The 21,755-nt window shown below is 74.1% G+C and carries 24 protein-coding genes and 2 tRNA genes; 9 read left to right on the forward strand and 17 right to left on the reverse strand.

Annotation, left to right across the window (positions count from 1 at the left end; all coding sequences use genetic code 11):
• Nucleotides 1-65 precede the first annotated feature (65 nt).
• Nucleotides 66-629 (forward strand): glycosyltransferase, encoded by a 564-nt coding sequence (locus VFG42_RS23840; RefSeq protein WP_324911333.1) that lies wholly within the window; start codon nt 66-68, stop codon nt 627-629.
• Here the strand turns inward: VFG42_RS23840 and VFG42_RS23845 are convergent.
• Entirely contained in the window at nt 613-1,218 is a 606-nt protein-coding gene (locus VFG42_RS23845) for an isochorismatase family cysteine hydrolase (protein ID WP_324911334.1), read from the reverse strand. The genes VFG42_RS23840 and VFG42_RS23845 overlap by 17 nt on opposite strands.
• Nucleotides 1,219-1,312: 94 nt before the next feature.
• Here VFG42_RS23845 and VFG42_RS23850 point away from each other — a divergent pair, with 94 nt between their 5' ends.
• The 3 genes from VFG42_RS23850 to VFG42_RS23860 all read left to right on the forward strand — a co-directional run bounded on the left by VFG42_RS23850 (nt 1,313) and on the right by VFG42_RS23860 (nt 3,452).
• Nucleotides 1,313-1,675 (forward strand): YciI family protein, encoded by a 363-nt coding sequence (locus VFG42_RS23850; protein ID WP_324911335.1) that lies wholly within the window; start codon nt 1,313-1,315, stop codon nt 1,673-1,675.
• The gene (locus tag VFG42_RS23855; RefSeq protein WP_324911336.1) at nt 1,672-2,970 is read left to right on the forward strand and encodes an RNA polymerase sigma factor; all 1,299 of its coding nucleotides are present in this window, start codon (nt 1,672-1,674) and stop codon (nt 2,968-2,970) included. The genes VFG42_RS23850 and VFG42_RS23855 overlap by 4 nt, the downstream gene beginning before the upstream one ends.
• 125 nt (nt 2,971-3,095) lie before the next feature.
• Nucleotides 3,096-3,452: a hypothetical protein gene (locus tag VFG42_RS23860; RefSeq protein WP_324911337.1), complete on the forward strand. Its 357-nt coding sequence runs from the start codon at nt 3,096-3,098 to the stop codon at nt 3,450-3,452.
• 179 nt (nt 3,453-3,631) lie between these two features.
• On the opposite strand, the gene VFG42_RS23865 is transcribed toward VFG42_RS23860, so the two are convergent.
• The 9 genes from VFG42_RS23865 to VFG42_RS23905 form a co-directional block, all read right to left on the reverse strand.
• Complete coding sequence (locus tag VFG42_RS23865; protein ID WP_324911338.1) at nt 3,632-3,937, reverse strand: hypothetical protein; 306 nt, start codon at nt 3,935-3,937, stop codon at nt 3,632-3,634.
• A 151-nt stretch (nt 3,938-4,088) separates the two neighbouring features.
• Nucleotides 4,089-5,405, reverse strand: a complete 1,317-nt coding sequence (locus tag VFG42_RS23870; protein WP_324911339.1) for a lipase family protein — start codon at nt 5,403-5,405, stop codon at nt 4,089-4,091.
• 133 nt (nt 5,406-5,538) lie between these two features.
• Nucleotides 5,539-5,913 carry a hypothetical protein gene (locus VFG42_RS23875; RefSeq protein WP_324911340.1) on the reverse strand — a complete coding sequence of 125 codons (375 nt, stop codon included), beginning with the start codon at nt 5,911-5,913 and terminating at the stop codon, nt 5,539-5,541.
• A 16-nt stretch (nt 5,914-5,929) separates the two neighbouring features.
• On the reverse strand, nt 5,930-6,361 hold the full coding sequence (locus VFG42_RS23880; protein WP_324911341.1) for a hypothetical protein: 432 nt from the start codon (nt 6,359-6,361) through the stop codon (nt 5,930-5,932).
• A 100-nt stretch (nt 6,362-6,461) separates the two neighbouring features.
• A complete protein-coding gene (locus tag VFG42_RS23885; RefSeq protein ID WP_324911342.1) occupies nt 6,462-7,244 on the reverse strand; it encodes a hypothetical protein in 783 nt (260 codons plus the stop codon).
• A gap of 131 nt (nt 7,245-7,375) precedes the next feature.
• Nucleotides 7,376-7,448: transfer RNA gene (locus VFG42_RS23890), tRNA-Ala, on the reverse strand.
• A 278-nt stretch (nt 7,449-7,726) separates the two neighbouring features.
• Nucleotides 7,727-8,566: a PhzF family phenazine biosynthesis protein gene (locus VFG42_RS23895; RefSeq protein ID WP_324911343.1), complete on the reverse strand. Its 840-nt coding sequence runs from the start codon at nt 8,564-8,566 to the stop codon at nt 7,727-7,729.
• A gap of 29 nt (nt 8,567-8,595) precedes the next feature.
• Nucleotides 8,596-9,240: a hypothetical protein gene (locus tag VFG42_RS23900; RefSeq protein ID WP_324911344.1), complete on the reverse strand. Its 645-nt coding sequence runs from the start codon at nt 9,238-9,240 to the stop codon at nt 8,596-8,598.
• 46 nt (nt 9,241-9,286) lie between these two features.
• The gene (locus tag VFG42_RS23905; RefSeq protein WP_324911345.1) at nt 9,287-11,230 is read right to left on the reverse strand and encodes a diguanylate cyclase; all 1,944 of its coding nucleotides are present in this window, start codon (nt 11,228-11,230) and stop codon (nt 9,287-9,289) included.
• 104 nt (nt 11,231-11,334) lie between these two features.
• On the opposite strand from VFG42_RS23905, the gene VFG42_RS23910 reads away from it, so the two are divergent.
• Nucleotides 11,335-11,407, forward strand: a tRNA-Ala gene (locus tag VFG42_RS23910).
• A 582-nt stretch (nt 11,408-11,989) separates the two neighbouring features.
• On the opposite strand, the gene VFG42_RS23915 is transcribed toward VFG42_RS23910, so the two are convergent.
• Nucleotides 11,990-12,982: a helix-turn-helix transcriptional regulator gene (locus VFG42_RS23915; protein ID WP_324911346.1), complete on the reverse strand. Its 993-nt coding sequence runs from the start codon at nt 12,980-12,982 to the stop codon at nt 11,990-11,992.
• 93 nt (nt 12,983-13,075) lie between these two features.
• Here VFG42_RS23915 and VFG42_RS23920 point away from each other — a divergent pair, with 93 nt between their 5' ends.
• The gene (locus tag VFG42_RS23920) at nt 13,076-13,588 is read left to right on the forward strand and encodes a VOC family protein (RefSeq protein ID WP_324911347.1); all 513 of its coding nucleotides are present in this window, start codon (nt 13,076-13,078) and stop codon (nt 13,586-13,588) included.
• Here VFG42_RS23920 and VFG42_RS23925 read toward each other — a convergent pair.
• Genes VFG42_RS23925 through VFG42_RS23935 form a run of 3 tightly spaced genes read right to left on the reverse strand, consistent with a single transcriptional unit; the run spans nt 13,578 to nt 15,696 of the window.
• Nucleotides 13,578-13,931 (reverse strand): hypothetical protein, encoded by a 354-nt coding sequence (locus VFG42_RS23925; protein WP_324911348.1) that lies wholly within the window; start codon nt 13,929-13,931, stop codon nt 13,578-13,580. The two genes, VFG42_RS23920 and VFG42_RS23925, sit on opposite strands and share 11 nt — an antisense overlap.
• Before the next feature lie 53 nt (nt 13,932-13,984).
• Nucleotides 13,985-14,818: a sulfurtransferase gene (locus VFG42_RS23930; protein WP_324911349.1), complete on the reverse strand. Its 834-nt coding sequence runs from the start codon at nt 14,816-14,818 to the stop codon at nt 13,985-13,987.
• A 5-nt stretch (nt 14,819-14,823) separates the two neighbouring features.
• On the reverse strand, nt 14,824-15,696 hold the full coding sequence (locus VFG42_RS23935) for a LysR family transcriptional regulator (RefSeq protein WP_324911350.1): 873 nt from the start codon (nt 15,694-15,696) through the stop codon (nt 14,824-14,826).
• Nucleotides 15,697-15,804: 108 nt separating this feature from the next.
• On the opposite strand from VFG42_RS23935, the gene VFG42_RS23940 reads away from it, so the two are divergent.
• Genes VFG42_RS23940 through VFG42_RS23950 form a run of 3 tightly spaced genes read left to right on the forward strand, consistent with a single transcriptional unit; the run spans nt 15,805 to nt 18,355 of the window.
• Nucleotides 15,805-16,545: a hypothetical protein gene (locus tag VFG42_RS23940; protein WP_324911351.1), complete on the forward strand. Its 741-nt coding sequence runs from the start codon at nt 15,805-15,807 to the stop codon at nt 16,543-16,545.
• Nucleotides 16,542-17,870, forward strand: coding sequence for an FAD-binding oxidoreductase (locus VFG42_RS23945; RefSeq protein WP_324911352.1), 1,329 nt, complete (start codon nt 16,542-16,544; stop codon nt 17,868-17,870). The genes VFG42_RS23940 and VFG42_RS23945 overlap by 4 nt, the downstream gene beginning before the upstream one ends.
• Nucleotides 17,867-18,355, forward strand: a complete 489-nt coding sequence (locus VFG42_RS23950; protein ID WP_324911353.1) for a flavin reductase family protein — start codon at nt 17,867-17,869, stop codon at nt 18,353-18,355. The genes VFG42_RS23945 and VFG42_RS23950 overlap by 4 nt, the downstream gene beginning before the upstream one ends.
• On the opposite strand, the gene VFG42_RS23955 is transcribed toward VFG42_RS23950, so the two are convergent.
• From VFG42_RS23955 to VFG42_RS23965, 3 genes are read right to left on the reverse strand one after another with little or no spacing between them, the layout of a single operon-like run.
• Nucleotides 18,322-19,956 (reverse strand): ABC transporter ATP-binding protein, encoded by a 1,635-nt coding sequence (locus tag VFG42_RS23955; protein WP_324911354.1) that lies wholly within the window; start codon nt 19,954-19,956, stop codon nt 18,322-18,324. The genes VFG42_RS23950 and VFG42_RS23955 overlap by 34 nt on opposite strands.
• On the reverse strand, nt 19,953-20,810 hold the full coding sequence (locus VFG42_RS23960; RefSeq protein ID WP_324911356.1) for an ABC transporter permease: 858 nt from the start codon (nt 20,808-20,810) through the stop codon (nt 19,953-19,955). Before VFG42_RS23960 ends, VFG42_RS23955 begins: the two co-directional genes overlap by 4 nt.
• Nucleotides 20,807-21,742, reverse strand: coding sequence for an ABC transporter permease (locus tag VFG42_RS23965; RefSeq protein WP_324911357.1), 936 nt, complete (start codon nt 21,740-21,742; stop codon nt 20,807-20,809). Before VFG42_RS23965 ends, VFG42_RS23960 begins: the two co-directional genes overlap by 4 nt.
• Nucleotides 21,743-21,755 lie beyond the last annotated feature (13 nt).

A 21,755-nucleotide genomic window follows, 5' to 3' on the forward strand; every position in this document is an offset into this window, starting at 1 on the left:
TGAGCGTCGTAGACCGTGCCGCCTGGCTCTGGCGGCCCGGTCGCGGCGCGCGGTAGACGTTCCCCATGGCCGTCACCACGCCCCAGGCCCCCTTCGCCGACGCGGCGCTCGCCCCGCCGCTGCCCGGGGTCGCCATCATCGTCCCGGCGCGCGACGCGGCGGGCACGATCGCGCCGACGCTGCGCGCGCTGCTCGACGACACCGCGGGCGTGGTCGGCGAGGTCCTCGTCGTCGACGACGCCAGCGACGACGGGACGGCCGACGTCGTCCGCGGCCTGCGCGCCGAGTACGGGCGGCGGCTGCGGCTGCTGGTCAACGACACGCGCGTCGGGCACGGCGGCAGCGTCAAGCGCGGGTTCCGCGAGCACGCGTGGCTGTCGCCGTTCGTCGGCGTCGTGCACGCCGACGTCGGGCCGGTGGTCGCGGGCGCGCTGATGGAGATGCTCGCCGCGCTGCGGCTGCACCCGCTGCCGGACGTCGTGATCGACGAGCACACGCCGATCGTCGTCCTGCACCGCGAGGTGCTCACGCGCGAGGACGTCGACCGCATGGCCGACGGCGACCTGTTCCACCCGCAGCTGCGCCGGCTGCTGGGCGGCAAGCCGCGCCTGGTCACTCGGGCGGTGTGAGCGCGATGCCGGCGGCGTCGGTCACGCGGCCGGCCAGCAGCGACGTCGTCTGACGCAGCGACGCGGCGAGGTCGAAGGGGTCCAGCGCGGAGACCGCGTCGCGCGGGATGACGACGTCGTACCAGCGCAGCGCGGCCGAGGCGGCGGTGTAGTGCACGCAGATGTTGGCGACCGTGCCGCAGATCACGAGCGTCCTGGTGCCCCACTGGCGCAGCAGGTGGTCCAGCGGCGTGCCGTGGAAGGCGTCGTAGCGGGGCTTGGGGATGACGGTGTCGTCGGGCAGCGGGTGCAGCTCGTCGACGATCGCGTGGCCGTGGGTGCCCTCGATCGCGTGCGCCGGCCAGATCGCGAACTCCGGGTCGCCGTCGCGGTGGGTGTCCTGCGTGAAGACCACGCGGGCGCCGGCGACGCGGAAGCGGCGGATGAGGTCGGCGATGACCGGGACCGTGGCGGCGGCGTCGGGGACCTGGAGGCTGCCGCCGTCGGAGACGAAGTCGTGCTGCATGTCGACCACGATCAGCGCGGTCGTGGCGGGATCGAGCGCGACGGAGGGCGCGATCGGGATGTCCGGGACGGTCAGCTCGGCCATGATGGCAGCGACGGTACCGCCTGATGTCGAAGCCGCGGGCGCGGCTCCGACCTGGGGATGGACGTCATCTATCGACCCGAAGGACCTGCCTGCCATGAAGTACCTGATCCTGATCTACGACAACCCGCACTCGCGCGAGCTGTTCTCGGGCCCGGAGGGCGCCGAGCTGATGGCCGAGATGGACGTGTTGCTGAAGGAGATCACCGAGTCCGGCGAGCTGGTCATGACCGAGGCGCTCGCGGACCCGGCGCAGACGCGGACGATCCGGGTGGTCGACGGCGCGCCGGCGGTGACCGACGGCCCGTACGCGGAGGCCAAGGAGCACCTCGGCGGCTTCATCCTCGTCGACTGCGCGACGCCCGAGCGGGCGTGGGACATCGCGCGGCGCTTCCCGTCGTCGCGCTTCACGCCGCTGGAGGTGCGGCCGATCATGTCGCCGGGCGGAGCGGAGATGTGAGGTCGGCGGGCGCGCCGGACGTCGAGCCCCTGCTGCGCGAGCTGGCGCCGCGGGTGCTCGGCGCGCTCGCGCGGCGCCATCCCGGCGACTTCGACTCCTGCGAGGACGCCGTGCAGGAGGCGCTGCTGGCCGCCGCGCGGCAGTGGCCGGGCGAGGGCGTGCCGGACGACCCGCGCGCGTGGCTGGTCGCGGTCGCCGGACGGCGGCTGGTCGACGCGTGGCGCAGCGAGTCGGCGCGGCGGGCGCGCGAGGAGGGCGCGGCGGCGCTGGAGCCGCCGCGCGCGTTGGAGTCGGCGCCCGGGTTCGGGGGCGGGTTCGCGGAGGCCGGCGGGGACGACGACGGCGCCGGTGGCGCCCCCGACGAGGACGACTCGCTGGCGTTGTTGATGTTGTGCTGCCATCCGTCGCTGTCGGAGCCGTCGCAGATCGCGCTGACGCTGCGGGCGGTGGGCGGCCTGACGACCGGCGAGATCGCCGCGGCGTTCCTGGTGCCGGAGGCGACGATGGGCCAGCGGATCTCGCGCGCGAAGGCGACGATCCGGGCGGCGGGCGGGCGGTTCGCGCCGGCGTCCGAGGGCGACGCGCGCGACGCCGCTCTGCGCGCGGTGCTGCACGTGCTGTACCTGATGTTCAATGAGGGCTACACGGCGACGTCCGGCCCGCGGCTGGCGCGGGCGGAGCTGACGACCGAGGCCATCAGGTTGGTCCGGCTGGTCCGCGAGCGGCTGCCCGACGACGGCGAGGTCGCGGGCCTGCTGGCGCTGATGCTGCTGACCGACGCGCGCCGCCCGGCGCGGACGGGCGCCGACGGCGCGCTGGTGCCGCTGGCCGACCAGGACCGCTCGCGGTGGCGGCGCGCGGAGATCGACGAGGGCATCGCGCTGGTGACCGACGCGCTGGCGGCCGCCCCACCCGGCCCCTACCAGCTGCAGGCGGCGATCGCGGCCGTCCACGCCGAGGCGCCGGACGGCGACGCGACCGACTGGCGCCAGATCGTCGCGCTCTACCGGTTGTTGATGCGAATGCTGCCCGGCAACCCGATGGTGGCGCTCAACCACGCGGTCGCGGTCGCGATGGTCGACGGCCCCGAGGCGGGCCTGGCGCTGCTGGCCGACGTCGAGGCCGCGCTCCCACGCTCGCACCGGCCGATCGCGGTCCGCGCGCACCTGCTCGAGCAGGCCGGCGACGTCGCGGGCGCGCTGAACGCCTACGACGAGGCGGCCCGGCGCACGACCTCGCTCCCCGAGCGCCGCCACCTCGAGGCGCGCGCGACGGCGCTGCGGGCGGTGGGGTGAACGGCGGCGCGCTGCCACGCGGCGCGCGGCGGGGTGAACGGCCCGTTCGGTCGCTTTGCGCGGCGATGAACGGCGCCGTTCATCGCGCGCGACCATCGTTCGTCGCGGAGTCACGCCAGGAGGGCATGAGCACGCTCCTCCCGTCACGTGTCGCGTCCGACCGGTTCGTCAACGCCGGTCGTGCGGCGTCGCTGGCGCTGCTGCGCACGCGGATCGGCCAGCTGCCCGGCCTGACGGTCCTCGACGACCCGCGCCCGCGCACCCGGCGCGGCGATCTGCGCATCGTCATCGACGTTCGCGGCACGGGCCGGTCGGGCTACGAGATCGGGCGCCGGATGCGCCGCTTCTCGGGTCTGCCGCTGGAGCTCTGCCGCGAGCACCGCCTGGTCGTCGTCTTCGACGCCGACGAGGAGATCGGCGCGCGCTCCGAGCGTCTGCTGCTGGCGCTCGCCCACGCCTGCCAAGACGTGGTCCCGGCCTGACCCACTGGGCCACGGCGCGCCGCGAGCGGCGTGCCGAAGCGAGGACCACACCCCGCCGGGATCCCTCCCCCGGCGGCCGGAAGGGTCGCCCGCGCCGCCGGCAAGGACGCCGGCGGCGCCGCGCTCGCGCTCGTGCGCATGCCGCCAGGGTGGGGAGCGTCCCCGGCGGCGGCGATCGCCTACACGGCCGCGCGCGGTCGCAGCGCGAGGCGCGGTCGACGCCGGCGCGGGTGCGTCCGGCGGCGGCCGTCGATCTCGGCGACGTGGAGGCGGAGGAGGCGCACCGCCTGCTCGCTCTCGGCGAACGGATCGGCGACGACGCGGCCGTCGTGCAGCGAGGCGGCGGCCACGAGCCGGCCGTCGACGGTCGCCATGAGCGCCGGGCGCGTGAGCGGGCGGGCGGAGTCGAGCTGCGCGAGGTCACGCAGCGCGGCCTCGTGCGCGGCGGCGGCCTCCTGGATCACGATGGTGCTGGTCGGGGTCATGCGTCCATGGTGCGCCTGAGGGGTGCCCGCGCACATCGGGGGAACGGTGCGAGGTCGGGCGTTCGACCCCTTAGCCGAGGCCGGCGAGGCCTTAGCGACGCCGCGGCGGCGCGGCCCGTCCCCCCGAGAGACGGGCCGCCGCGGGACGCGTCTAGCTCTCCGGGATCGGGGTCAGCGCGTTGCCGGCCGCGATGCTCGAGCAGTTCTTCGGCGCCGGGAGGCCGGCGAAGCGCGCGGTCAGCCACGGCACGGCCTCGCCGAGCCACGGGATCGCGCTCGTCACGTGGCTGGTCAGGTCGTACTGGTCGTACTGGACCTTGACCCCCGCCGCGCAGTACTGGCGGGCGAGCGTGCGGACGTCGCCGGCGATCATCACGCCGTCGCCCGCGCCGATCCCGGGCTTGTCGCCGGGCGTGCCCTCCAGGATGCCGTTGGCGCCCTGGCCGATGAACAGCGGGTGGTTGGGCGAGCCGGGCGCGGTGCCCATGATGAGCTGGTTGGCCGCGTGGACGTACTCGGGGACGCTCTCCGGCGTCGCGTACTGCGGCTTGGCCATCTGCGCCCACGTCAGGCCCGGGTACTGGCCGAGCACGTTCGTGATCGACGTCTTCTGCATGGCGTTGTAGACCTCAGTGCCCTTCGCGCTCAGGTACGGCGTCAGGTTGATGTTGAACGCGCGGGCGACGCCGACGATCGCCATCGGCATCACGCCCGCCCAGATCGGCGTGCCGTCGACGTAGTGCAGGTTGTGCGCCGGGTCGACCAGGACCCCGCCCATCGCCGAGCCGATCAGGTTGCGGTCGACGTCGGGCGCGTAGGACGGTGCCAGCTCGGCCGCCCACTCCGTGGCGATCGCGCCGCCGGAGTAGCCGATCATGCCGATCTTCGAGGACGAGGAGACCCCGGTCTGCGACCGCGCGTTGACCGCGGCACGCAGGCCGTCGAGCGTGTTGTAGCCGTACTCGGGGCCGGCCGCGAAGTCCGCCGCCTGGCCCTCGGTGTCCGGCACCGCGATCGTGTACCCGGCCAGCAGCAGCGGCTGGACCAGGCCCGACTCCAGCTGCGGGATCGCGCCGCCGATCGACAGCCCGCCGCCGGTCACCTGGTAGGACGGCTCGTCGTCCTGGTTGAGCGAGTCGTAGAACGACTGGTAGGAGACCACGCGCGCCGTGCCGATCTGCAGCAGCGGCTTGAGGATCGACGTGACGTTGACCGTCGCCTGGCCACGCTGCCCGGTCGACCGATACAGCAACTGCACCGCCGTGATCGCCGTCGGGATGCCCACGATGTGCATCGACGTCGTCCGCGACTTCAGCACCGTGCCCGGCGCGATCTGCGACAGCGGCGTCGTTCCGCTGTAGCTATAGAACGGATCCTGCCCCGGCGGAACCGCCGCGGTCGCCGATCCGGCGGCGACGCCCAGCACCGACACCGCCACGAACGACACCAGCCATGCGCGCAGACGCATTCGCACTCCCCCTCGTGAGATAGATGAACACTCCCGTACACCGCTTCGGGGACATTCAAACCTCCACGGGGCACGCAGGGAACCGCGAGACGCTGCCACGCGGCAGGACCGGTGTGCCGTTCTCAGCGGATTCTCACGAGACCGTCGTCACGCCGCCCGCGGCGAGCGCCATGACGAACGTGAGCGTCAGCAGGAGCGGGATCTCGACCCCCGCGATCCCCGCCGCCTGCTCTTCGAGCCACGTCCCGTCGGCGCTGCCGCGCTCGTCGTCGAGCAGGACGCTCGCGCCGGAGACGAGGATCGGGGTCGCCGCCAGCGCGCAGCCCGCCGAGACCCAGGCCATCCACCGCCCGCCGCCGAGCACGATGTAGAGCACGCAGAACACCAGCCCGGCGGTGGCCAGCAGCGACGCGAGCCCCAGCGCCGGCGCCGTGAGCCCGCCCGCCCCGGCCATCAGCATCGCCAGCCCGACCACCATCGCCCACATCACCAGCCCGAGCCATTCCATGACGTGCCTCGCCTCCTCAGCTGCCGCCGCAGTCGACCTTCGCGAACGTCTTCTCATAGCTCGACGTCAGCTGGTGCAACGCCGTGTCGAGCTGGGTCTTGGCCTCGCTCAGCGACCCCGACGAGGTCAGTTTCGAGGTGATGTCCTCGACCTGCGCCGTGAACGCGTGGTTGGCCTGCTCGACCTGCTGCTTGCGCTGCCCCGAGAGGTTGCCCTGCGCGTCGGTGATCGACTTGAGGTCGTTGGCGATCGCCTTGACGCTGGCCTCGGCCGCCGGGATCGACGCCGTCGAGACCGGCAGGCTCTTGAGGGTGTCGATCTCCTCGGAGATCGACGTGCGCGCGTCGCAGACCTGCGACTTGGCCTTGTCCGCGCTGGACTGCCCGCCGCAGGCCGGCACGGCCAGCGCGGTCGCGACCACGAGCGCCGCTGAGCCCTTCCCGATCATGCGCTGGACTCTGGCCCGGCGCGGCGGCGCCGGCAATGGCACGCGCATGCCTCGCGGCCGTGGTGTGCTCACCCCCTGGAGGTCGGCCGCGCCCGCGAGGCTAGGAGCCCCGTGCCGCCACGGCCTGCTGCGCGGTGCACAGGACGTAGCGCCCACCGTCGATCGGGCAGACGTGGTACGGGTAGGTGGAGATCCCCGTCTGGGAGTCCGGCGCCGGCTCTCCCTGCCCGATGGCGCCCGGGTAGCCGTCGGCCGGCGGGAAGTCGGGCAGGGCCGGTGGGACGAACCGCGCGGACCGCCTCCGGGAGCAGAACGCCGGGACCGGCCCGCAGGCGACGTGCCGTCCGTCCCGGAGGCTGACGCTCACGTACAACGTGCTCGCCGGCCCGTCGAAGGCCGGCGCGAAGTCCCGCCCGTCCTTGGAGCGCCGCGTGAGCGAGAGGGCCACGCAGTCGGTCCACCCCTCGCCGCGGCCGTCGAGGGATCCGTGGCCGACGGTCTCGGAGTACGACACGCGCCGCCGGCCCCGCAGGCGCAGCTGGACCTCCTCGGGGCTCTGCTGGTAGATCGGCCAGCCCGGGACCGCCTGACGGTCGGCCGGGCGATGCTCCGGGCTCCAGTCGAAGCTCGAGATGTCGTCGGTCCCCGCACCGCAGCCGGTCGCGGCCAGGACCACGCTCGCGGGCTTCTTCACGGCGACCGTCCCCGCGACGCGCACCCGCAGCCGTCCCGACGCGGCGCGATCGGCGGCCAGCGTGAGACGCGTCCCCGCCCAGAAGCCGGTCGGCTTCGACGGAACGACCACCAGCCCCGCCGCGGAGCACGGCGTCGACATCACCGCCATCCCCATGAGCACCGCTAACCACGTCGTACCCCTGCGCATAGGATGGGATGCTACACGCGTGTGTGTCTCATCCGCTCGCCCGGCTCGAGCGCCCGGGCGATTCGGCGGCGGGCCGGAGCGAGGAGGCCCGGAGACGACGAAAGCCCCGCGCGGGCGGGGCTTCCGGGCAGTGGAGCCAGACGGGATCGAACCGACGACCTCCTGCTTGCAAAGCAGGCGCTCTCCCAGCTGAGCTATGGCCCCAGAGAAGGACGAGTGTAGCTCGGCAAGGCGGGCGGACGCGAGCCACGCGCTCGTCGCACCGGCGAGGCGAGCGACGGCGAAGGGACGCGAGCGCGCCGACGGCTGAGGGCCTGGCTCGGCGCGCTCGCGGCGTCCTTCGCCCTCCGTCGCCGGAGGGGCGAGTGCGCGCCGGGATTGTTCCCCGATGCCGACGCGCTGCCTGTGTCGAGGAACGTTTCGACCGGGGCGTGAGCGATCTGAACCGCTGAGTGGGCGGTCTGGACGCCTGTCCGAGCGCGCTAGAGGCGCAGCGAGCCGTCGAGGACGACCACGCAGTCGCCCGACACGCGCACGCGGTCGCCGACGATCGCGGTCTCCAACCGCGACGGGCGTCCCAGCTCGACGCCCTGGGCGACCGTGGTCTCCGCGCGTCCCGTGTGCTCGTGCAGGTAGGCGCACAGCGGGCCAGCGGCGCTGCCGGTCGCCGGATCCTCCATCACCTGCCCGCGCTCGGCCACGAACCCGCGGGCCCGGACCGGCGCGCCGTCGCCCGCGCCGCGGCCGTCCGGCACGAAGACGTACAGGACCATCGTGTCGGTCTGGGCCTCGACCGCCTCGACGCGCGCGACGTGCGGCCGCGCCCGCTCCAGCGCGACGTGGTCGCGCACCGGCACCATCAGGTGGCGCAGCCCGGTCGAGACCGGCTGGACGGGCAGCTCCGGGTGCGCGTCGGCGGGCCCGAGCCCCAGCGCGCCCAGGACCGGCGCCGCCTCGACGACCTCGCCGAACCGCGCGGGCTCCTGCAGCATCGACGCGCGGGCGACGTCGCCGCGCAGCTCGACCTCGACCGGCTGCACGCCCGCGCCGGTCTGCTGCCGGTAGCGCGCCTCGCTCACCCCGGCCGCGCGGGCGACGGCGACGGCCGTCCCCAGCGACGGATGGCCCGCGAACCGGATCTCCTCGTCCATCGTGAAGATCCGATTGCGGTAGTCGGCGCCGTCGACGGTCGCGGCCTGCACGAACGTCGTCTCGGACTGCGCGGTCTCGCGCGCGACGCCGAGCATCGTGGCGTCGTCCAGGCCGTCGGCGTCGTGGATGACCGCCAGGCCGTTCCCGGCCAACGGCGTCGACGTGAACACGTCGATCCACGTCAGCCTGCGGGTGGTGCTCAGAAGTCGAAGTCCTTGGGCGGCTTCTGCTCGAACCAGAGGCGGTCGTGCTCGGGCGTCTCCTGGAGGAAGTCCGGCGTCTGGTCCAGCTCGTCCTCGGCGCCGTCGTCCTCGCCCTCGTCGCCGGCGATCGGCTCGGCGGGGCGCGCCGGCGGGTCGTCGTGGGTCGGCGTCGCGGGCGGCGCCTCGCGGTGGCCCAGCGCGTCGCCCAGCTCGGTCGCCGAGAACTCGCGCGTCGCCTGATGGGCCATCGGGTCGCCGTGCGGCGGCGTCGCGCTGTCGTCCTCGTCCTCGGCCCAGACGTCGTCGTGGTTGGCCGGCGGGTCGGCCGGGTGGGGACGATCGCGCTCGTCGGCCGCGGTGCCGCCGCCGGCGCCGTGCGGGGGCGCGATCGGCTCGTCCTCGTACTCGTCGTCGAGCGGGTCGTCGTCGTAGGCGGCCGCCGGCTCGTCGAGCGCGGCGGGCTCGTGGTCCGCGTACGAACCACCCGCCGAGGATGCGGGCGCGGACGGCTCCTCCGCCGGCGCCTCACGCCGCACGGGGCCGAGCGCCTCGGCCTCCTCGCGGGCGATCTCGCCCGGGTCCGCACCTCGGCGGCGCTTGAGATCGAGGTGCTCCCGGATGGCGTCATCCAACAGGCCCATGGTCGCTCTAGCGTAACGAGCCCGGGACCCGAAGGACGAGGGAGTCTCAGGACGCGCTGACCGTGCGGTTCTTGCCCGCGCGTTTGGCCTGGTAGAGCGCCTCGTCGGCCGCGGCGATGAGGCCGCGGACGTCGTCCGCGCACGCGGGCAGGGCGGCGGCGCCGAAGGACGCGGTCACGCGCAGCGGCTCGGACGCCTCGTCGCCGATGATCGGCAGCGCCAGCGCCTCGATGCCCTCGCGGACGCGCTCGGCGAGCTGGTGGGCGCCGTCGAGGTTCGTGCCGGGAAGGACGACCGCCAGCTCCTCGCCGCCGTAGCGGGCGGGCTCGTCGATCTCGCGCGAGGACGCGCGCAGGACCTTGGCGACCTCCTTGAGGACGAGGTCGCCCTGCTGGTGGCCGTAGGTGTCGTTGACGGCCTTGAAGTCGTCGATGTCGAGCAGGACGAGGCCCAGCTCGCCGCCGAAGCGCTTGGTGCGCTCGACCTCGGCGGCCATCGTCTCGGTGAAGCGGCGGCGGTTGGAGAGCCCGGTCAGCTCGTCGGTCGACGCCTGGCGCTCGACGGTCTCGTGCAGGCCGACGTTCTCGACGCTCACCGCCGCCTGCCCGGCGAGGTAGTGGAACAGCTCGCGCTCGCGGTGCGAGAACGCGCGATCGGTGCGCCAGACGCAGATGAGCCCGGCGATCGCGTCCGCGTCCGGGCCGGCGGCGGGACCGGCGCGCAGCGGGTGGGCGAGCGCGTGGCCGCCCTCGAGGTCGGCGAAGGACGGCTCGCCGACGGCCAGGACGCGGCGCTCGGCCTCGCCGGCGGCGGACATCGGGCGCGTGTCGAGGCCGATCGCGGCGACCGGGCGGCGCTCGCCGTGCGCGTCGCCCTGGTCCTGCATGAGCGCGCGGCCGCCGGAGGCGCCGACGGCGTCGACCGCGGTGCGCACGACGATCTCCAGCAGGCCGTCGCGATCGAGGTTGGAAGCGAACGTCTCGCCGATCCGCCGCAGCGACAGCTCCAGACGCAGACGCTCCTGGCGCAGCTCGCCCAGCCGGGAGTCCAGCTGGTCCGACATCTTGTTGAACTCCTCGCCGAGCTGGGCGAACTGGTCGCGCCCGCGGGTCTTCACGCGCGCGGAGAAGTCGCCGGCGGCCAGGCGGCGGGCGGCGGCGAGGAAGTCGGCGATCTGGCGGTCGAGGCTGCGGGAGACGACGATCGCGGCGACCAGCGCCAGCAGGAAGAACCCGAGCAGGATGAGGCCCGCGACGAGGCGGCCCCGGCGGATGTCGGCGGCGGTCCTGGCGCGGGGCTCGAGGACCGCGACCCGGAGGTGCTCGCCGAGGAAGCCGGGCGCGTCGAAGGCGGCGACGCGGTAGTCCTCGCCGTCGATCGTGCGCGTCCCGGTGTGCCGCGGAAGCTCGGGGTTTCCGGCGCGCGGGATCGTGGACGCGATCGTGGCGCCGCCGCGCTCGACGATCGTCTCCAGGCCCGTGGTCCGGCGGACGGTGGCGGCGTAGGCGGCCGCGTCCTGCGTGGAGACCTGCAGCTCGGCGACCGGCGAGCGGCCCGCGACGAGCGTGCGCGTCGCCGGGAACGTCGCGTTGCGGCTGCCGGCGTCGGAGAGGACCCCGGCGGCGGCGCCGTCGCGGGAGAGCGCGATGCGCTTGGCGCGCGTCGCGGTGAGCAAGCGGTCGGTCGCGCGCTGGATCGCGGCCTTGTCGTCGGCGCGGATCGCCCGCGCCAGGCCCGGGTCGCGCCCGATCCGCGCCGCGAGCCGATCCGCGTCCCCGCGCGCGTCGTAGTAGAGCGAGATCGCCGTCTCCTGCCGAGCGGCCACCCGCGCGTCGGCCTGGCCGTTCTCCGACTCGGCGATCAGCCGGAAGACGATCAGCGTGACCGCGATCATCGGCACGATCACGATCAGCACGAAGAACAACCGCAACCGCGTGCGGAAGCTCGCCAGCCGGTCGCGCAGACCGCCGATCACACCCTGCTCGGACATCTCCCGCGCGAGCGTACCCGCGCGAACATGCGACACCGCAACCCATCGACCAGGTGTCTAGCTGCCACCGAGCCCATCCGACGGCTACAATCGCTGATCCACCCGGGGCTATAGCTCAGTTGGGAGAGCGCCTGGATCGCACCCAGGAGGTCGGGGGTTCGAGTCCCCCTAGCTCCATCGTTGCGAAACCCCTGCTAACGCGGGGGTTTCGCTTTTGCGCCGAGGGTGGTCATGAGGCCGAAATCGCGCTCCGTTTCAGGCACTAGTGCCTGAAACACCCCCGGGGGGGACGGTGGCACAGGGTCGAACAACGGCGAGATGACAGCAGCGGGGACGGCCGGCACGCGCATCCGGTACATGGGAACAAGGTCGCCCTCGCCGGCGGCGTCGCGAACCTGCTCGAGGACGTCTCGCCGGGTGCTCCGCTCGTCGACCTGTTCGCGGGCATGTGCTCCATTGCTGGTGCTGTATCTCGCTCCGGACGGCAGGTATGGGTCAACGACGTCCAGCAGTACGCGCAACTCGTAGGCCATTGTCTGCTGGCAAGCCGGGAAGGGCCGCCCTCCCGCGACGACGCGATGCGGGTTCTTGTTCCTGGCTATCGGGATAACCTCGCCGCCCTCAAGTCACGCTTTGCGGACGACTTGAAGGCCGAGGGCCGTCGGCGTAGGTCTTCACCGACGCGCGTCGGCCGAGCCCGCGTGGCGCTTCTCGGGGTCGACAGAAGGCTCAGGCGAGAGGTCCTGCATGTTTCGGATGCTACGTAACACTCATGGACCCGCACTTCGCGGGATCCGTTGCGGCCGCGAAGCGCTCGGCGACGTCGCGGACCGCCGCGGCGAGCTCCGGTGGGCCGTGGACGACGAACGGGAGGCGCAGCGTGGCCAAGCGGAAGACGAGCCAGTCGATCGTGTCCGGAGGCGAGGTCCATCGGCAGCGGTCGCCCTCGACGGGGACGAGCTGCTCGCCGACCGGCTCGCCGAGGGCCGCCGCGGCCTGGTCGACGGGAGCGTGGATCAGGACGTCCGCCGCGCAGAGCGTGTGCGTGCCGAGGGCGTCGGCGACGACGAACGCGGCGATGTCGCCGCCCGGGAGCTCCTTCGTCCGCGACGGCGCCCCGGTCGCGGTGAGCTCGGCGGCCCGGTCGAGGCGGAACGTCCGCCAGGCGTCCCGGTCGAGGTCGAAGGCGATGAACCGCCACCGGCCGGAGGCGACGACCAAGGCGTGCGGCTCGGCGTGTCGGCGCGCCGGCGCACGGTCGGGCCGGGTGTAGGAGAAGCGCAGCCGCTCCTGTCGGGCGATCGCGCCGGCCAGCGTGACGAGGGCCTCCGGATCGACCGGCGCGGCGGAGGACGCAAGCGGATCGGCGGTGATCGCGGTCGACAGGCTGTCGACCCGATGGCGCAGGCGCGGCGGCAGGACCTGGGTCAGCTTCGCCAAGGCGCCCGTCGCCGCCACGTCGGCCGCCTTCAGCGGCCCGGCGCCGGCCAGGCGCAGCCCGACGGCCATGGCCACGGCCTCCGCGTCGTCCAGCGCGAGCGGGGGCAACGCGGTGCCGCCGACCAGCCGGTACCCGCCCTGCCCACCGCGGACGGCCTCGACCGGATAGCCGAGCTCGCGGAGCGCCTCGACGTCGCGGCGCAGGGTGCGCCGCGAGACCCCGAGGCGCTCGGAGAGCTCGCTGCCGGGCCAGATCCGGGGCACCTGCAACACGGACAACAACGACAGCAGGCGCTGAGGAGGACCGGTCATACGGGCATCCTGCCGATATAGGACAAGCGCCGGCCTATACGTCTCCTAGCGTGCGCCGGGTTGACCATCAACTCGACATCGGAGGAGACATCGATGAGCACCCCGGCCGGCTACACCAGCGTCACGCCGTGGATCATGACCGACGACACGCGCGCCCTGCTGCGCTTCGTCGAGCACGCGTTCGGCGGGGTCGATGCCGCCACGGTCCCGCTCGAGGACGGCAGCGTCGGCCACGCGGAGATCCGTGTCGGCGACACCGTCGTGCTCGCCTTCGACCGGCGTCCGGACTGGCCTCGCCTCCCGGCCATGCTGCGGGTGTTCGTCGACGACGCGGACGCGGCCACCGAGGCTGCCCTCGCCGCCGGCGCGACCCTCGTGACGCCCTTGGTGACCCAGGCGTTCGGCCAGCGCGGCAGCCGCGTCCGCGATCCCTTCGGGAACCTCTGGTGGATCACCGCCGCGATCGAGGACGTGGCGCCCGACGAGATCGCCCGGCGGCTCGCCCAGCCGGCCTACGCGGAGGCCATGCACGAGGCCCAGGCGAGCTTCGACCGCGAGATGCGCGGCGGAGGTCCCGGCGAGGCCAGCCCTCCGGTCATGCCCTGAGCTCCAGCGCCTGCTTCATCGCGTGCCGACCTCCATCATCGCCTCGGTCTACGCCGCCGTCTCGTCGGGCAGGATGTCGACGCTCCGACGAACCGCGACCGGCCGCCGTCCAGCGGGAAACCTGGCCGCTGCCGTTGTGATGGGTGTACGGCCCCTCGAACGCGGTCCAGGAGAGTCGCCGCAGCTCGTCGTCGCGCGCGATGAAGCGCTCGGCGACCTGGGTGTCGGCGACGAACCCGGGGGCGAGCCGGGTGTGCAGCGCGCCCCAGTCGGCCAGGGCGTCCCAGACCGCCTCGGGCGTAGGCCGACGACTCGGAGCACGGGATGCGCGCTTCTCACACATCGTCGAGAAATACCCAATTCCGACCGATACAGTGGAAATATCTTGATCGGTGGTCAGCCACCCACGGCCACGGGCAGGTGGTCGTGGGTGCTCCACTGCGACCACGAGCCCGGGTACAGCGCGGCGTCGATCCCGGCGATCGCCAACGCGGCGATCTGGTGGGCGGCGGTCACGCCCGAGCCGCAGTAGACGCCGACCGGCTCGGAGCCGGTCGCGCCCAGCCCCGTGAAGCGCTCGCGCAGCGCGGCGGCGCCCAGGAAGCGTCCGTCGGCGTCGAGGTTCTCCGTCGTCGGCGCGCTGCGCGCCCCCGGGATGTGGCCCGCCTTGGGATCGACCGGCTCGACCTCGCCGCGGAAGCGCTCGGCCGCGCGCGCGTCGAGCAGGACGCCGCTCGCCGCGAAGGCGGACACGTCGTCCAGCGCGAGCGTCGGCAGACGCCCGCCGTCGAGCACGACGTCGCCCGGCGCGGGCGTCACCTCACCGGCCTCCAACGCGCCACCCGCCGCGACCCACGCCGGCAGCGCCCCGTCCAACAGCCGCACGTCCTCCACGCCCGCCCAGCGCAGCAGCCACCAGGCGCGCGCCGCGGCGAGGTTCCCGCCGCCGTCGTAGGCGACGACCGCCTGTCCGGCGCGCACGCCCCAGCGCCGCGCGGCGGCCTGCAGCGCCTCCACCGACGGCAGCGGATGCCGGCCGTCGGTCGGCGCGCCGTGGGCGGCCAGCTCGGTGTCCAGGTCGACGTAGGCCGCGCCCGGCACGTGGCCTTCGACATATAGGTCATGGCCGGGCGGGCCGCCCAGCGCCCAGCGGACGTCCAGGACCGCCGGGGGCTCCGGCCCCTCCAGCGCGGCGGCCAGCTCGGCGGCCGAGACCAACACGGTGGACATGACGCTCAGCGGACGTCCAGCAGCCGGCTGTGGCGCTCGAAGAACGCCTCGGCGGCCGCGATCGCGGTCAGCTCGACGTTCGGGTCCAACCCGCGCCGCGCCAGCAGGTTGAGCCCGGCCCAGCCGACGTTGGGCAGATCGTCGCGGGTGACGAGCCCCGCCGGATCGCCGCCGACGCTCGGCAGCAGGGCCACGCCCAGCCCGGCGCGGACGCCGGCCAGCACGCCCTCCAGCGTCGTCGACTGCCCGGTCACGCCGACGCGGTGGCCGTCGGCGGCCAACGCCGCCAGCGCCCGATCGCGCAGCGCGCACGGCTCCTCGAAGGCCACCAGCGACAAGGCCTCACCGTCGGCCGGCGGCTCCCATCCGGGCGCCGAGTACCACTTCAACGGCAGCTGCCCGATCTCGCGGCCGCCCTCGTCGCCGCGCGAGGCCAGGATGAACACGAAGTCGACCGCCCCCTTGCCGACCGACTCGATCAGCTGGGTCGAGCGCGCGATCTCGAAGCGCGTCGTCATGTCCGGGAACGCCTCGCTGAGCGCGCGGATCATCTCCGGCAGCACCTGCTCGGCGGCGTGCTCGGTCGATCCGACCACCACAACTTGCTCGGAGCGCACGTCGAGGCGGTCCAGCGCCTGGTCGTGCACGGCCAGGATCTGGCGCGCCTCGGCCAGGACGCGCTCGCCGTCGGGCGTCAGCTTCATCCCGCGGCCGTCCTTCTCGAACAGCTTGCGCTTGAGCCGGCGCTCCAAGAGCCGCACATGCTGGCTCAGAGCGGGCTGGCTCATGTGCAGGGCGGACGCGGCCTTGCTGAAGCCGCCGCACTCGGAGATCGCGACGAGGGTCCGCAGGTGGTCGAGGTCCAGTGCCGTAGCCATTACCCACATCTTAGATAGAAAATGCCAGATATCCATCAGAGAACGCCATGACTTCCCATCGGCCATCGCACTTGGACGCCCGCGGCGCCGGCCGTGAGGATCGAGTCCGTGACCTCCGCCACGCTGTCCAGCGACGCCCTGTCCTTCGACGAGCCGACCGGCATCGCGCCGCGCGGCACGCTGATCCTGCTCACCGGCCGCGGCGAGCCCGCCGCGATCTACGGCCGCTTCGGCCGGCGGATCGCCGCCGATGCCTACCGCGTCCGCGTGGTCGAGACCCGGCTGGCCGACCTCGCCGCCACCCGCGCCGACGTCGTCGCGCTGCTCGACGACCCCGAGCTGCCGAGCCCGAGGGTTCTGGTCGGCAGCGACGCCGGCGCGGTCTACGCGGCGCTGCTGGCTCAGGAGCTGAACGTCGACGCGCTCGTCCTCGCCGGCCTCGCGCTGTCCGACGGCGACGGCCCCGACCCCGCCGACACGTGGGACGACGAGCTGGACCGGCGCACCGCGTGCCCGGCACACCGCGGCGTGCTGACCGAGGAGGCCGGCGTGCGCCGCGGCCGCTTGGCCGACCCGTTGCCCGCCGCGCTGGCCACCCCGCTCGGCGCGCCGACCATCCCCACGCTCGTCGTCCACGGCACGGCCGACCCGGTCGCCCCCGCCGCCGACGCGCTCGCGCCCTTCGGCGACGACGCGTCCGCGTCCACCGTGCAGGCCGTCCTGGTCGCCGACGGCCGCCACGACATCCTCAACGACGTCACCCATCGCTCGGTCGCCGCGACCATCATCCTGTTCTTGGAGCGCCTGCGGCTCGGCCCCGAGCTGCCGTCGATCGTCCGCGCCTCGTGAGCCTGCCCGCCGGCGCGACGACCGACCCCGCGACGCTGGACGCCGCGCGGACCGACCGCTCCGGCGCGACCGGTGCGCCGCCCCGCGGCGTGGTCCGCGCGCGCGACGTCGCCGAGGTGCGCGAGGTCGCCGCCTGGGCCCACGCTCAGCGCGTGCCGCTGGTCGTCCGCGGTGCCGGGTCGGGTCTGGCCGGCGGCGCGATCGCCGACGGCGCGTTGGTCCTCGACCTCGGCGCGCTGGACCGGATCGTCGCCATCGACCCGGTCGACGAGATCGCGGTTGTCGAGCCCGGCGTCGTCACCGCCGACCTCGACGCGGCCGCGCGACAGCACGGCCTGTTCTTCGCGCCCGACCCGGCCAGCGCGGCGCTGTCGACCGTCGGCGGCAACGTCGCCACCAACGCCGGCGGCCTGCGCTGCGTCAAGTACGGCGTGACGCGCGACGCCGTGCTCGCGCTCGACGTCGTCCTGGCCGACGGCCGCCTGATCCGCACCGGCCGGCGCACGGTCAAGGGCGTCGCGGGCTACGACCTGACCGCGCTGCTGGTCGGCTCGGAGGGCACGCTGGGCATCGTCGTCGGCGCGACCGTCCGCCTGCGCCCGGTGCCCGAGCAGGTCGTCACGCTCGCCGCGGACTTCGCGACGACCGACGACGCGGCCCAGGCGTGCGTGGCGCTGCAGGCCGCCCGCCTGACACCGAGCATGTTGGAGCTGTTGGACGACGCGACGCTCGACGTGATCGACCGCGCCCAGGGCACGACGCTGCGCGGCGGGGCCACCGGCGCGCTGGTGATCGCCCAGTTCGACGGCCTGGCCGCCGACCGTGAGCTGGCCCGCGCGCTGGAGGTCCTGGAACCGCGCGCCACGCGCGTCCGCCACGCGACCGACCCCGAGGACGCCGCCGCGCTGCTGGCCGCCCGCCGCCTCGCGCTGCCGTCGATCGAGCGCTTCGGCCCCGCGCTGATCGAGGACATCGTCGTGCCCCGCTCGCAGTTGGCGACCGCGTTCGCGCGGCTCCGCGGGATCCGTCAGGACCTCGGCGTCGACCTGTACGCCTTCGCCCATGCCGGCGACGGCAACGTCCATCCGATCTTGTCCTATGACCCGTCCCTGGACGCCCCGCCGCCCGCCGTCGCGGAGGCCGCCGACAGGATCTTTGCGCTGGCACTTCAGCTCGGCGGGACCGTCACCGGCGAGCACGGCGTCGGCACGCTCAAGCGCGACTGGCTGGCCCACGAGCAGGGCGACGACGTCCTGGCGCTGCACGCCGCGGTCAAGCGCGCGTTCGACCCCCACGACGTCCTCAACCCGGGGAAGGCGATATGAGCGCGACGGCGCTCGGCCCGACGGCGCTGCGCGCCGCGATGGGCCATTTCGCCACCGGCGTGACCATCATCACCGCGCCCGGCGCCCCGCCGCGCGGCAGCACGGTCAACGCCATCACCTCGGTGTCGCTGGACCCGCCGCTGCTGCTCGTCTGCCTGCGCGACGGCTCCCGGACGCTCGCCGCGCTGCTGGAAGCCGAGCGCTTCGCGGTCAACGTCCTGCACGCCGACCAGGCCGCGCTGGCCGAGCGCTTCGCCACCCGCGGCGTCCCGCCGTGGGACGGCGTCGGCCACGCGGCGGGCCCCGCCACCGGCGCGCCGCTGCTGCACGGCGCGGTGGCCACGCTGGAATGCGCGCTGCACGACGTCGCCGACGGCGGCGACCACCGCATCGTCGTCGGCCGCGTGCTCGCCGTCGCGCACCCCGAGGAGCACGTGCCACCGCTGCTCTTCTATCGCGGCGCGTTCACCGCGCTCGGCCGCTGACCGCCCGGCACCGCGGCGATCAACGCGCGCGTGTAGGCCTCGCGCGGCGCGGTCAGCACGTCGTGCGCGCGCCCGGCCTCGACCACGCGGCCGCGCCGCAGGACGACGATCTCGTCGGCCAGCTCGCTCACCACCGCCAGGTCGTGCGAGATGAACAGGTAGCTCACGCCGGTCTCGTCCTGCAGCTCGCGCAGCAGCGCGATGATCCGCGCCTGGACGGTCACGTCCAGCGCCGAGGTCGGCTCGTCGCAGACCACCAGCCGCGGCCTCAGCCCGATCGCCCGCGCGATCGCGACCCGCTGCTGCTGACCGCCCGACAGCTCCAGCGCGCCCTTGCGCAGCGCGGTCGCGGACAGCCCGACCTGGTCGAGCAGCTCGCGCACGCGCGCGGTGATGGCGGACCGCTCGTGCCCGGCGTTGCGCAGCGGCTCGGCGATCACCTGCTCGACCGACCAGCGCGGGTCGAACGACGCGGCCGGGTGCTGGGAGACCAGGTGCGTGGCGCGGCGCAGCGCGCGTCGGCCCGCGCGGTCCAGCCGGGCGACGTCGACGCCGTCGAACACGACGCGCCCGTCGGTCGGACGCTCGAGTCCGAGCGCCAGCCGCGCCAGCGACGTCTTCCCGGCGCCCGACTCGCCGACCAGCGCGACCGTGCGGCCGGCGCCGAGCGCGAACGAGACGCCGTCGACCGCCGAGAACACGCGCGACCGTCCCCAGCCGCCGAGCCTGATGTCGCGCCGGACGTCCTCGACGGTCAGGATCGGCGGCCCGTCGCCGCCGGGGCGCGGCGGCCGCGGCGCCAGCTTCGGCGAGGCGGCCAGCAGCGTCCGCGTGTAGTCGGTCGACGGCGCCTCGAAGAAGCGTGCCGTCGGCCCCTGCTCGACCAGGCGGCCGTCGTGCAGCACGACGACGTCGTCAGCGTGCGCGGCGGCCAGCTCCAGGTCGTGGGTGATGAGCAGGACCGAGACGCCGTCCTGCTCGACGATCTCCTCCAACAACGCGAGCACCTGCGCCTGGACGGTGACGTCGAGCGCGCTGGTCGGCTCGTCGGCGACGACCAGCGCCGGCCGCCCGGCGATGGCAATGGCGATGAGAACGCGCTGCAGCATGCCGCCGCTGAACTCGTGCGGGAACTGCCGCGCGCGCGTCGCGGGCTCGTCGATGCCGACCCGCGTCAGCAGCGCCTCGACGCGCTCGTCGACCTCGCCCTTGGCGCAGATCCGATGCTCGAGCAGCACCTCGCCGATCTGCGCGCCGATCCGCTTGAGCGGGTGCAGGCTGCGGCCCGGGTCCTGCGGCACGAAGCCGACGACCGAGCCGCGCATCGCCTGCAGCACCGGCTCGGGGGCGCCCACGACCTCGATGCCGTCGATCGCGATGCCGCTGCCCTCGGCGACGCGCGCGGTGGCGGGCAGCAGCCCGACCGCGGCGCGCGCGATCGTCGTCTTGCCCGACCCCGACTCGCCCACGACGGCGACGATGCGCCCCGCCCCCACGTCGAAGGACACGTCCTCGACCGCGGTCTCGGAGTAGTGATGGGTCTCGTAGGCGATGCCCAGGCCGCGGACGGCCAGCGCGGGACGCTCGGCGTCCGCGGTCATGCGGCCGCCCTCGTCGCGCCCTGGAAGTACAGGAACACGCCGTTGGCGGCGACGACGACCGCGGTCACGACCAGGCCCGGCAGCGTCGTCAGCCACCACGCGGTGTCCAGGAACGACCGGCCCTCGGCCACCAGCGACCCCCACTCCGGCTGGGGCGGCTTGACGCCGAGGCCGAGGAAGCTCAGCGACGAGATCGCGATGATGCTCGCGCCGAAGTCCAGCGCGACGTAGGCCGCGACCGGCGTGAACGCGTTGGGCAGCACGTGGCGCACGAGCGCCGACGTGCGGCTCGCGCCGCTCAGCGCGGCGGCCTCGACGTAGGCCGACCGCGCGACGACCAGCACGCTGGAGCGCATCAGCCGGGTCACCGCCGCGATGCCCGCGACGCCGACCGCGATCGCGACGTTGATCGTCCCGAAGCCCAGCGCGGCGACGACCGCCAGCGACAGCATCAGGCTGGGGATCGACATCATCAGGTCGGTCGCGCGCATCAGCGTCGCGTCGACGACGCGGCCGCCGGAGCCCGACAGCAGCCCGAGGAGCGTGCCGCCGGTGAACGAGATGCCGAGCGCCACCAGCGCGGCGACCAGCGAGACGTGCGCGCCGTGGACCACGCGCGAGAAGAGGTCGCGCCCGAGGTTGTCGGTGCCGAACAGGTGCGCGCCCGACGGCGCCTCGAGGTTGTGTCCCTGGAAGATCTCATAGGGGTCGTGCGGGGCGACCAGCCCCGGGAACAGCGCGGCGACGACCGCAACGGCGAGCACGAGCAGGCTCAGCCCGAGGCCGATGCGCGCGCCCAGGGGCCGCGGCGCGTGGCGGCGCGCGCGATCCGCGCGGCGTGCCCGGCGGGTCATCGCGCCGCCCTCCGCACACGCGGGTCGATCAGCGGGTAGGCCGCGTCGGTCACCAGGTTCACCAGCACGAACATCGCGGCGGTGACGACGATCGTCCCCTGGACCAGCGGGAGGTCGCGCTGCAGCACCGCGGTCTGCATGAGCGAGCCGAGGCCCTGGCGCGAGTAGATCGTCTCGGAGATCACCGCGCCGGCCAGCAGCGTCCCGAAGTTGACGCCGATGACGCTGACCACCGGCAACAGCGACGACGGCAGCACGTGGCGCAGGTGCACCGCCGTCGCCCCCACGCCCTTCGCCCGCGCGGTCATGATGTACATCTCGGCCTGGGCGCGGCGGATGCCGTCCAGCGCGACCTGGGCGATCATCGCGCCGTAGGGGATCGCGATCGTCACCGCGGGCAGCACGATCGCGTACCACGTGCCCTGCCCCGTGACCGGGAAGATCCTGATGTTGAAGCTGAAGAGCTGCAACAGGATCAAGGCCACCCAGAACGTCGGCACCGAGTTGCCGAAGGCGGGCAGGATCCGCGCGGCCCGCGCGAGCGGGCTGCGCGGCCACCGCGACACGAGGACCGCGAACCCGACGCCGAAGAGCACCGACATCGCCATCGCGCACAGCGTCAGCGCGACGGTGGGCGGCACCGCCAACCCGATCAGGTGCCCGACCGACGCGCCGAGGTCGGCGGAGCGGCCGAGGTCGAAGTGCAGGTAGTTGCCGAGGTCGTGGAGGTAGCGGTGCAGGAACGACCCGTCGAGGCCGAGGTCGGCGCGCAGCCGCGCCTCGGCCTCCGGATCGACCGCCGTGCCGCCGCCCGCGTTGAGCATCACGCTCACGCTGTCGCCGGGCACGAGGTAGAGCACCACGAACGAGACCGTGAAGGCGCCCCACACCACGAGCACGGCCTGCGCCAGCCGCATCGCGATCCGTCGCACGGGTCAGCGCATC

Source organism: Baekduia sp., from assembly GCF_035685985.1.
In the GTDB taxonomy this organism is placed as follows: domain Bacteria; phylum Actinomycetota; class Thermoleophilia; order Solirubrobacterales; family Solirubrobacteraceae; genus Baekduia.

What these genes read in the sequence shown, in the direction of transcription:
- VFG42_RS23920 (WP_324911347.1), top strand. Translation starts at nt 13,076, where the DNA reads ATGAGCACCCCGGCCGGCTACACCAGCGTCACGCCGTGGATCATGACC.
- VFG42_RS23850 (WP_324911335.1), top strand. Translation starts at nt 1,313, where the DNA reads ATGAAGTACCTGATCCTGATCTACGACAACCCGCACTCGCGCGAGCTG.
- VFG42_RS23955 (WP_324911354.1), bottom strand. Translation starts at nt 19,956, where the DNA reads ATGACCGCGGACGCCGAGCGTCCCGCGCTGGCCGTCCGCGGCCTGGGC.
- VFG42_RS23930 (WP_324911349.1), bottom strand. Translation starts at nt 14,818, where the DNA reads ATGTCCACCGTGTTGGTCTCGGCCGCCGAGCTGGCCGCCGCGCTGGAG.
- VFG42_RS23845 (WP_324911334.1), bottom strand. Translation starts at nt 1,218, where the DNA reads ATGGCCGAGCTGACCGTCCCGGACATCCCGATCGCGCCCTCCGTCGCG.
- VFG42_RS23870 (WP_324911339.1), bottom strand. Translation starts at nt 5,405, where the DNA reads ATGCGTCTGCGCGCATGGCTGGTGTCGTTCGTGGCGGTGTCGGTGCTG.
- VFG42_RS23935 (WP_324911350.1), bottom strand. Translation starts at nt 15,696, where the DNA reads ATGGCTACGGCACTGGACCTCGACCACCTGCGGACCCTCGTCGCGATC.
- VFG42_RS23840 (WP_324911333.1), top strand. Translation starts at nt 66, where the DNA reads ATGGCCGTCACCACGCCCCAGGCCCCCTTCGCCGACGCGGCGCTCGCC.
- VFG42_RS23875 (WP_324911340.1), bottom strand. Translation starts at nt 5,913, where the DNA reads ATGGAATGGCTCGGGCTGGTGATGTGGGCGATGGTGGTCGGGCTGGCG.
- VFG42_RS23915 (WP_324911346.1), bottom strand. Translation starts at nt 12,982, where the DNA reads ATGACCGGTCCTCCTCAGCGCCTGCTGTCGTTGTTGTCCGTGTTGCAG.
- VFG42_RS23960 (WP_324911356.1), bottom strand. Translation starts at nt 20,810, where the DNA reads ATGACCCGCCGGGCACGCCGCGCGGATCGCGCGCGCCGCCACGCGCCG.
- VFG42_RS23880 (WP_324911341.1), bottom strand. Translation starts at nt 6,361, where the DNA reads ATGATCGGGAAGGGCTCAGCGGCGCTCGTGGTCGCGACCGCGCTGGCC.
- VFG42_RS23925 (WP_324911348.1), bottom strand. Translation starts at nt 13,931, where the DNA reads ATGTGTGAGAAGCGCGCATCCCGTGCTCCGAGTCGTCGGCCTACGCCC.
- VFG42_RS23885 (WP_324911342.1), bottom strand. Translation starts at nt 7,244, where the DNA reads ATGCGCAGGGGTACGACGTGGTTAGCGGTGCTCATGGGGATGGCGGTG.
- VFG42_RS23905 (WP_324911345.1), bottom strand. Translation starts at nt 11,230, where the DNA reads ATGTCCGAGCAGGGTGTGATCGGCGGTCTGCGCGACCGGCTGGCGAGC.
- VFG42_RS23900 (WP_324911344.1), bottom strand. Translation starts at nt 9,240, where the DNA reads ATGGGCCTGTTGGATGACGCCATCCGGGAGCACCTCGATCTCAAGCGC.
- VFG42_RS23865 (WP_324911338.1), bottom strand. Translation starts at nt 3,937, where the DNA reads ATGACCCCGACCAGCACCATCGTGATCCAGGAGGCCGCCGCCGCGCAC.
- VFG42_RS23860 (WP_324911337.1), top strand. Translation starts at nt 3,096, where the DNA reads ATGAGCACGCTCCTCCCGTCACGTGTCGCGTCCGACCGGTTCGTCAAC.
- VFG42_RS23950 (WP_324911353.1), top strand. Translation starts at nt 17,867, where the DNA reads ATGAGCGCGACGGCGCTCGGCCCGACGGCGCTGCGCGCCGCGATGGGC.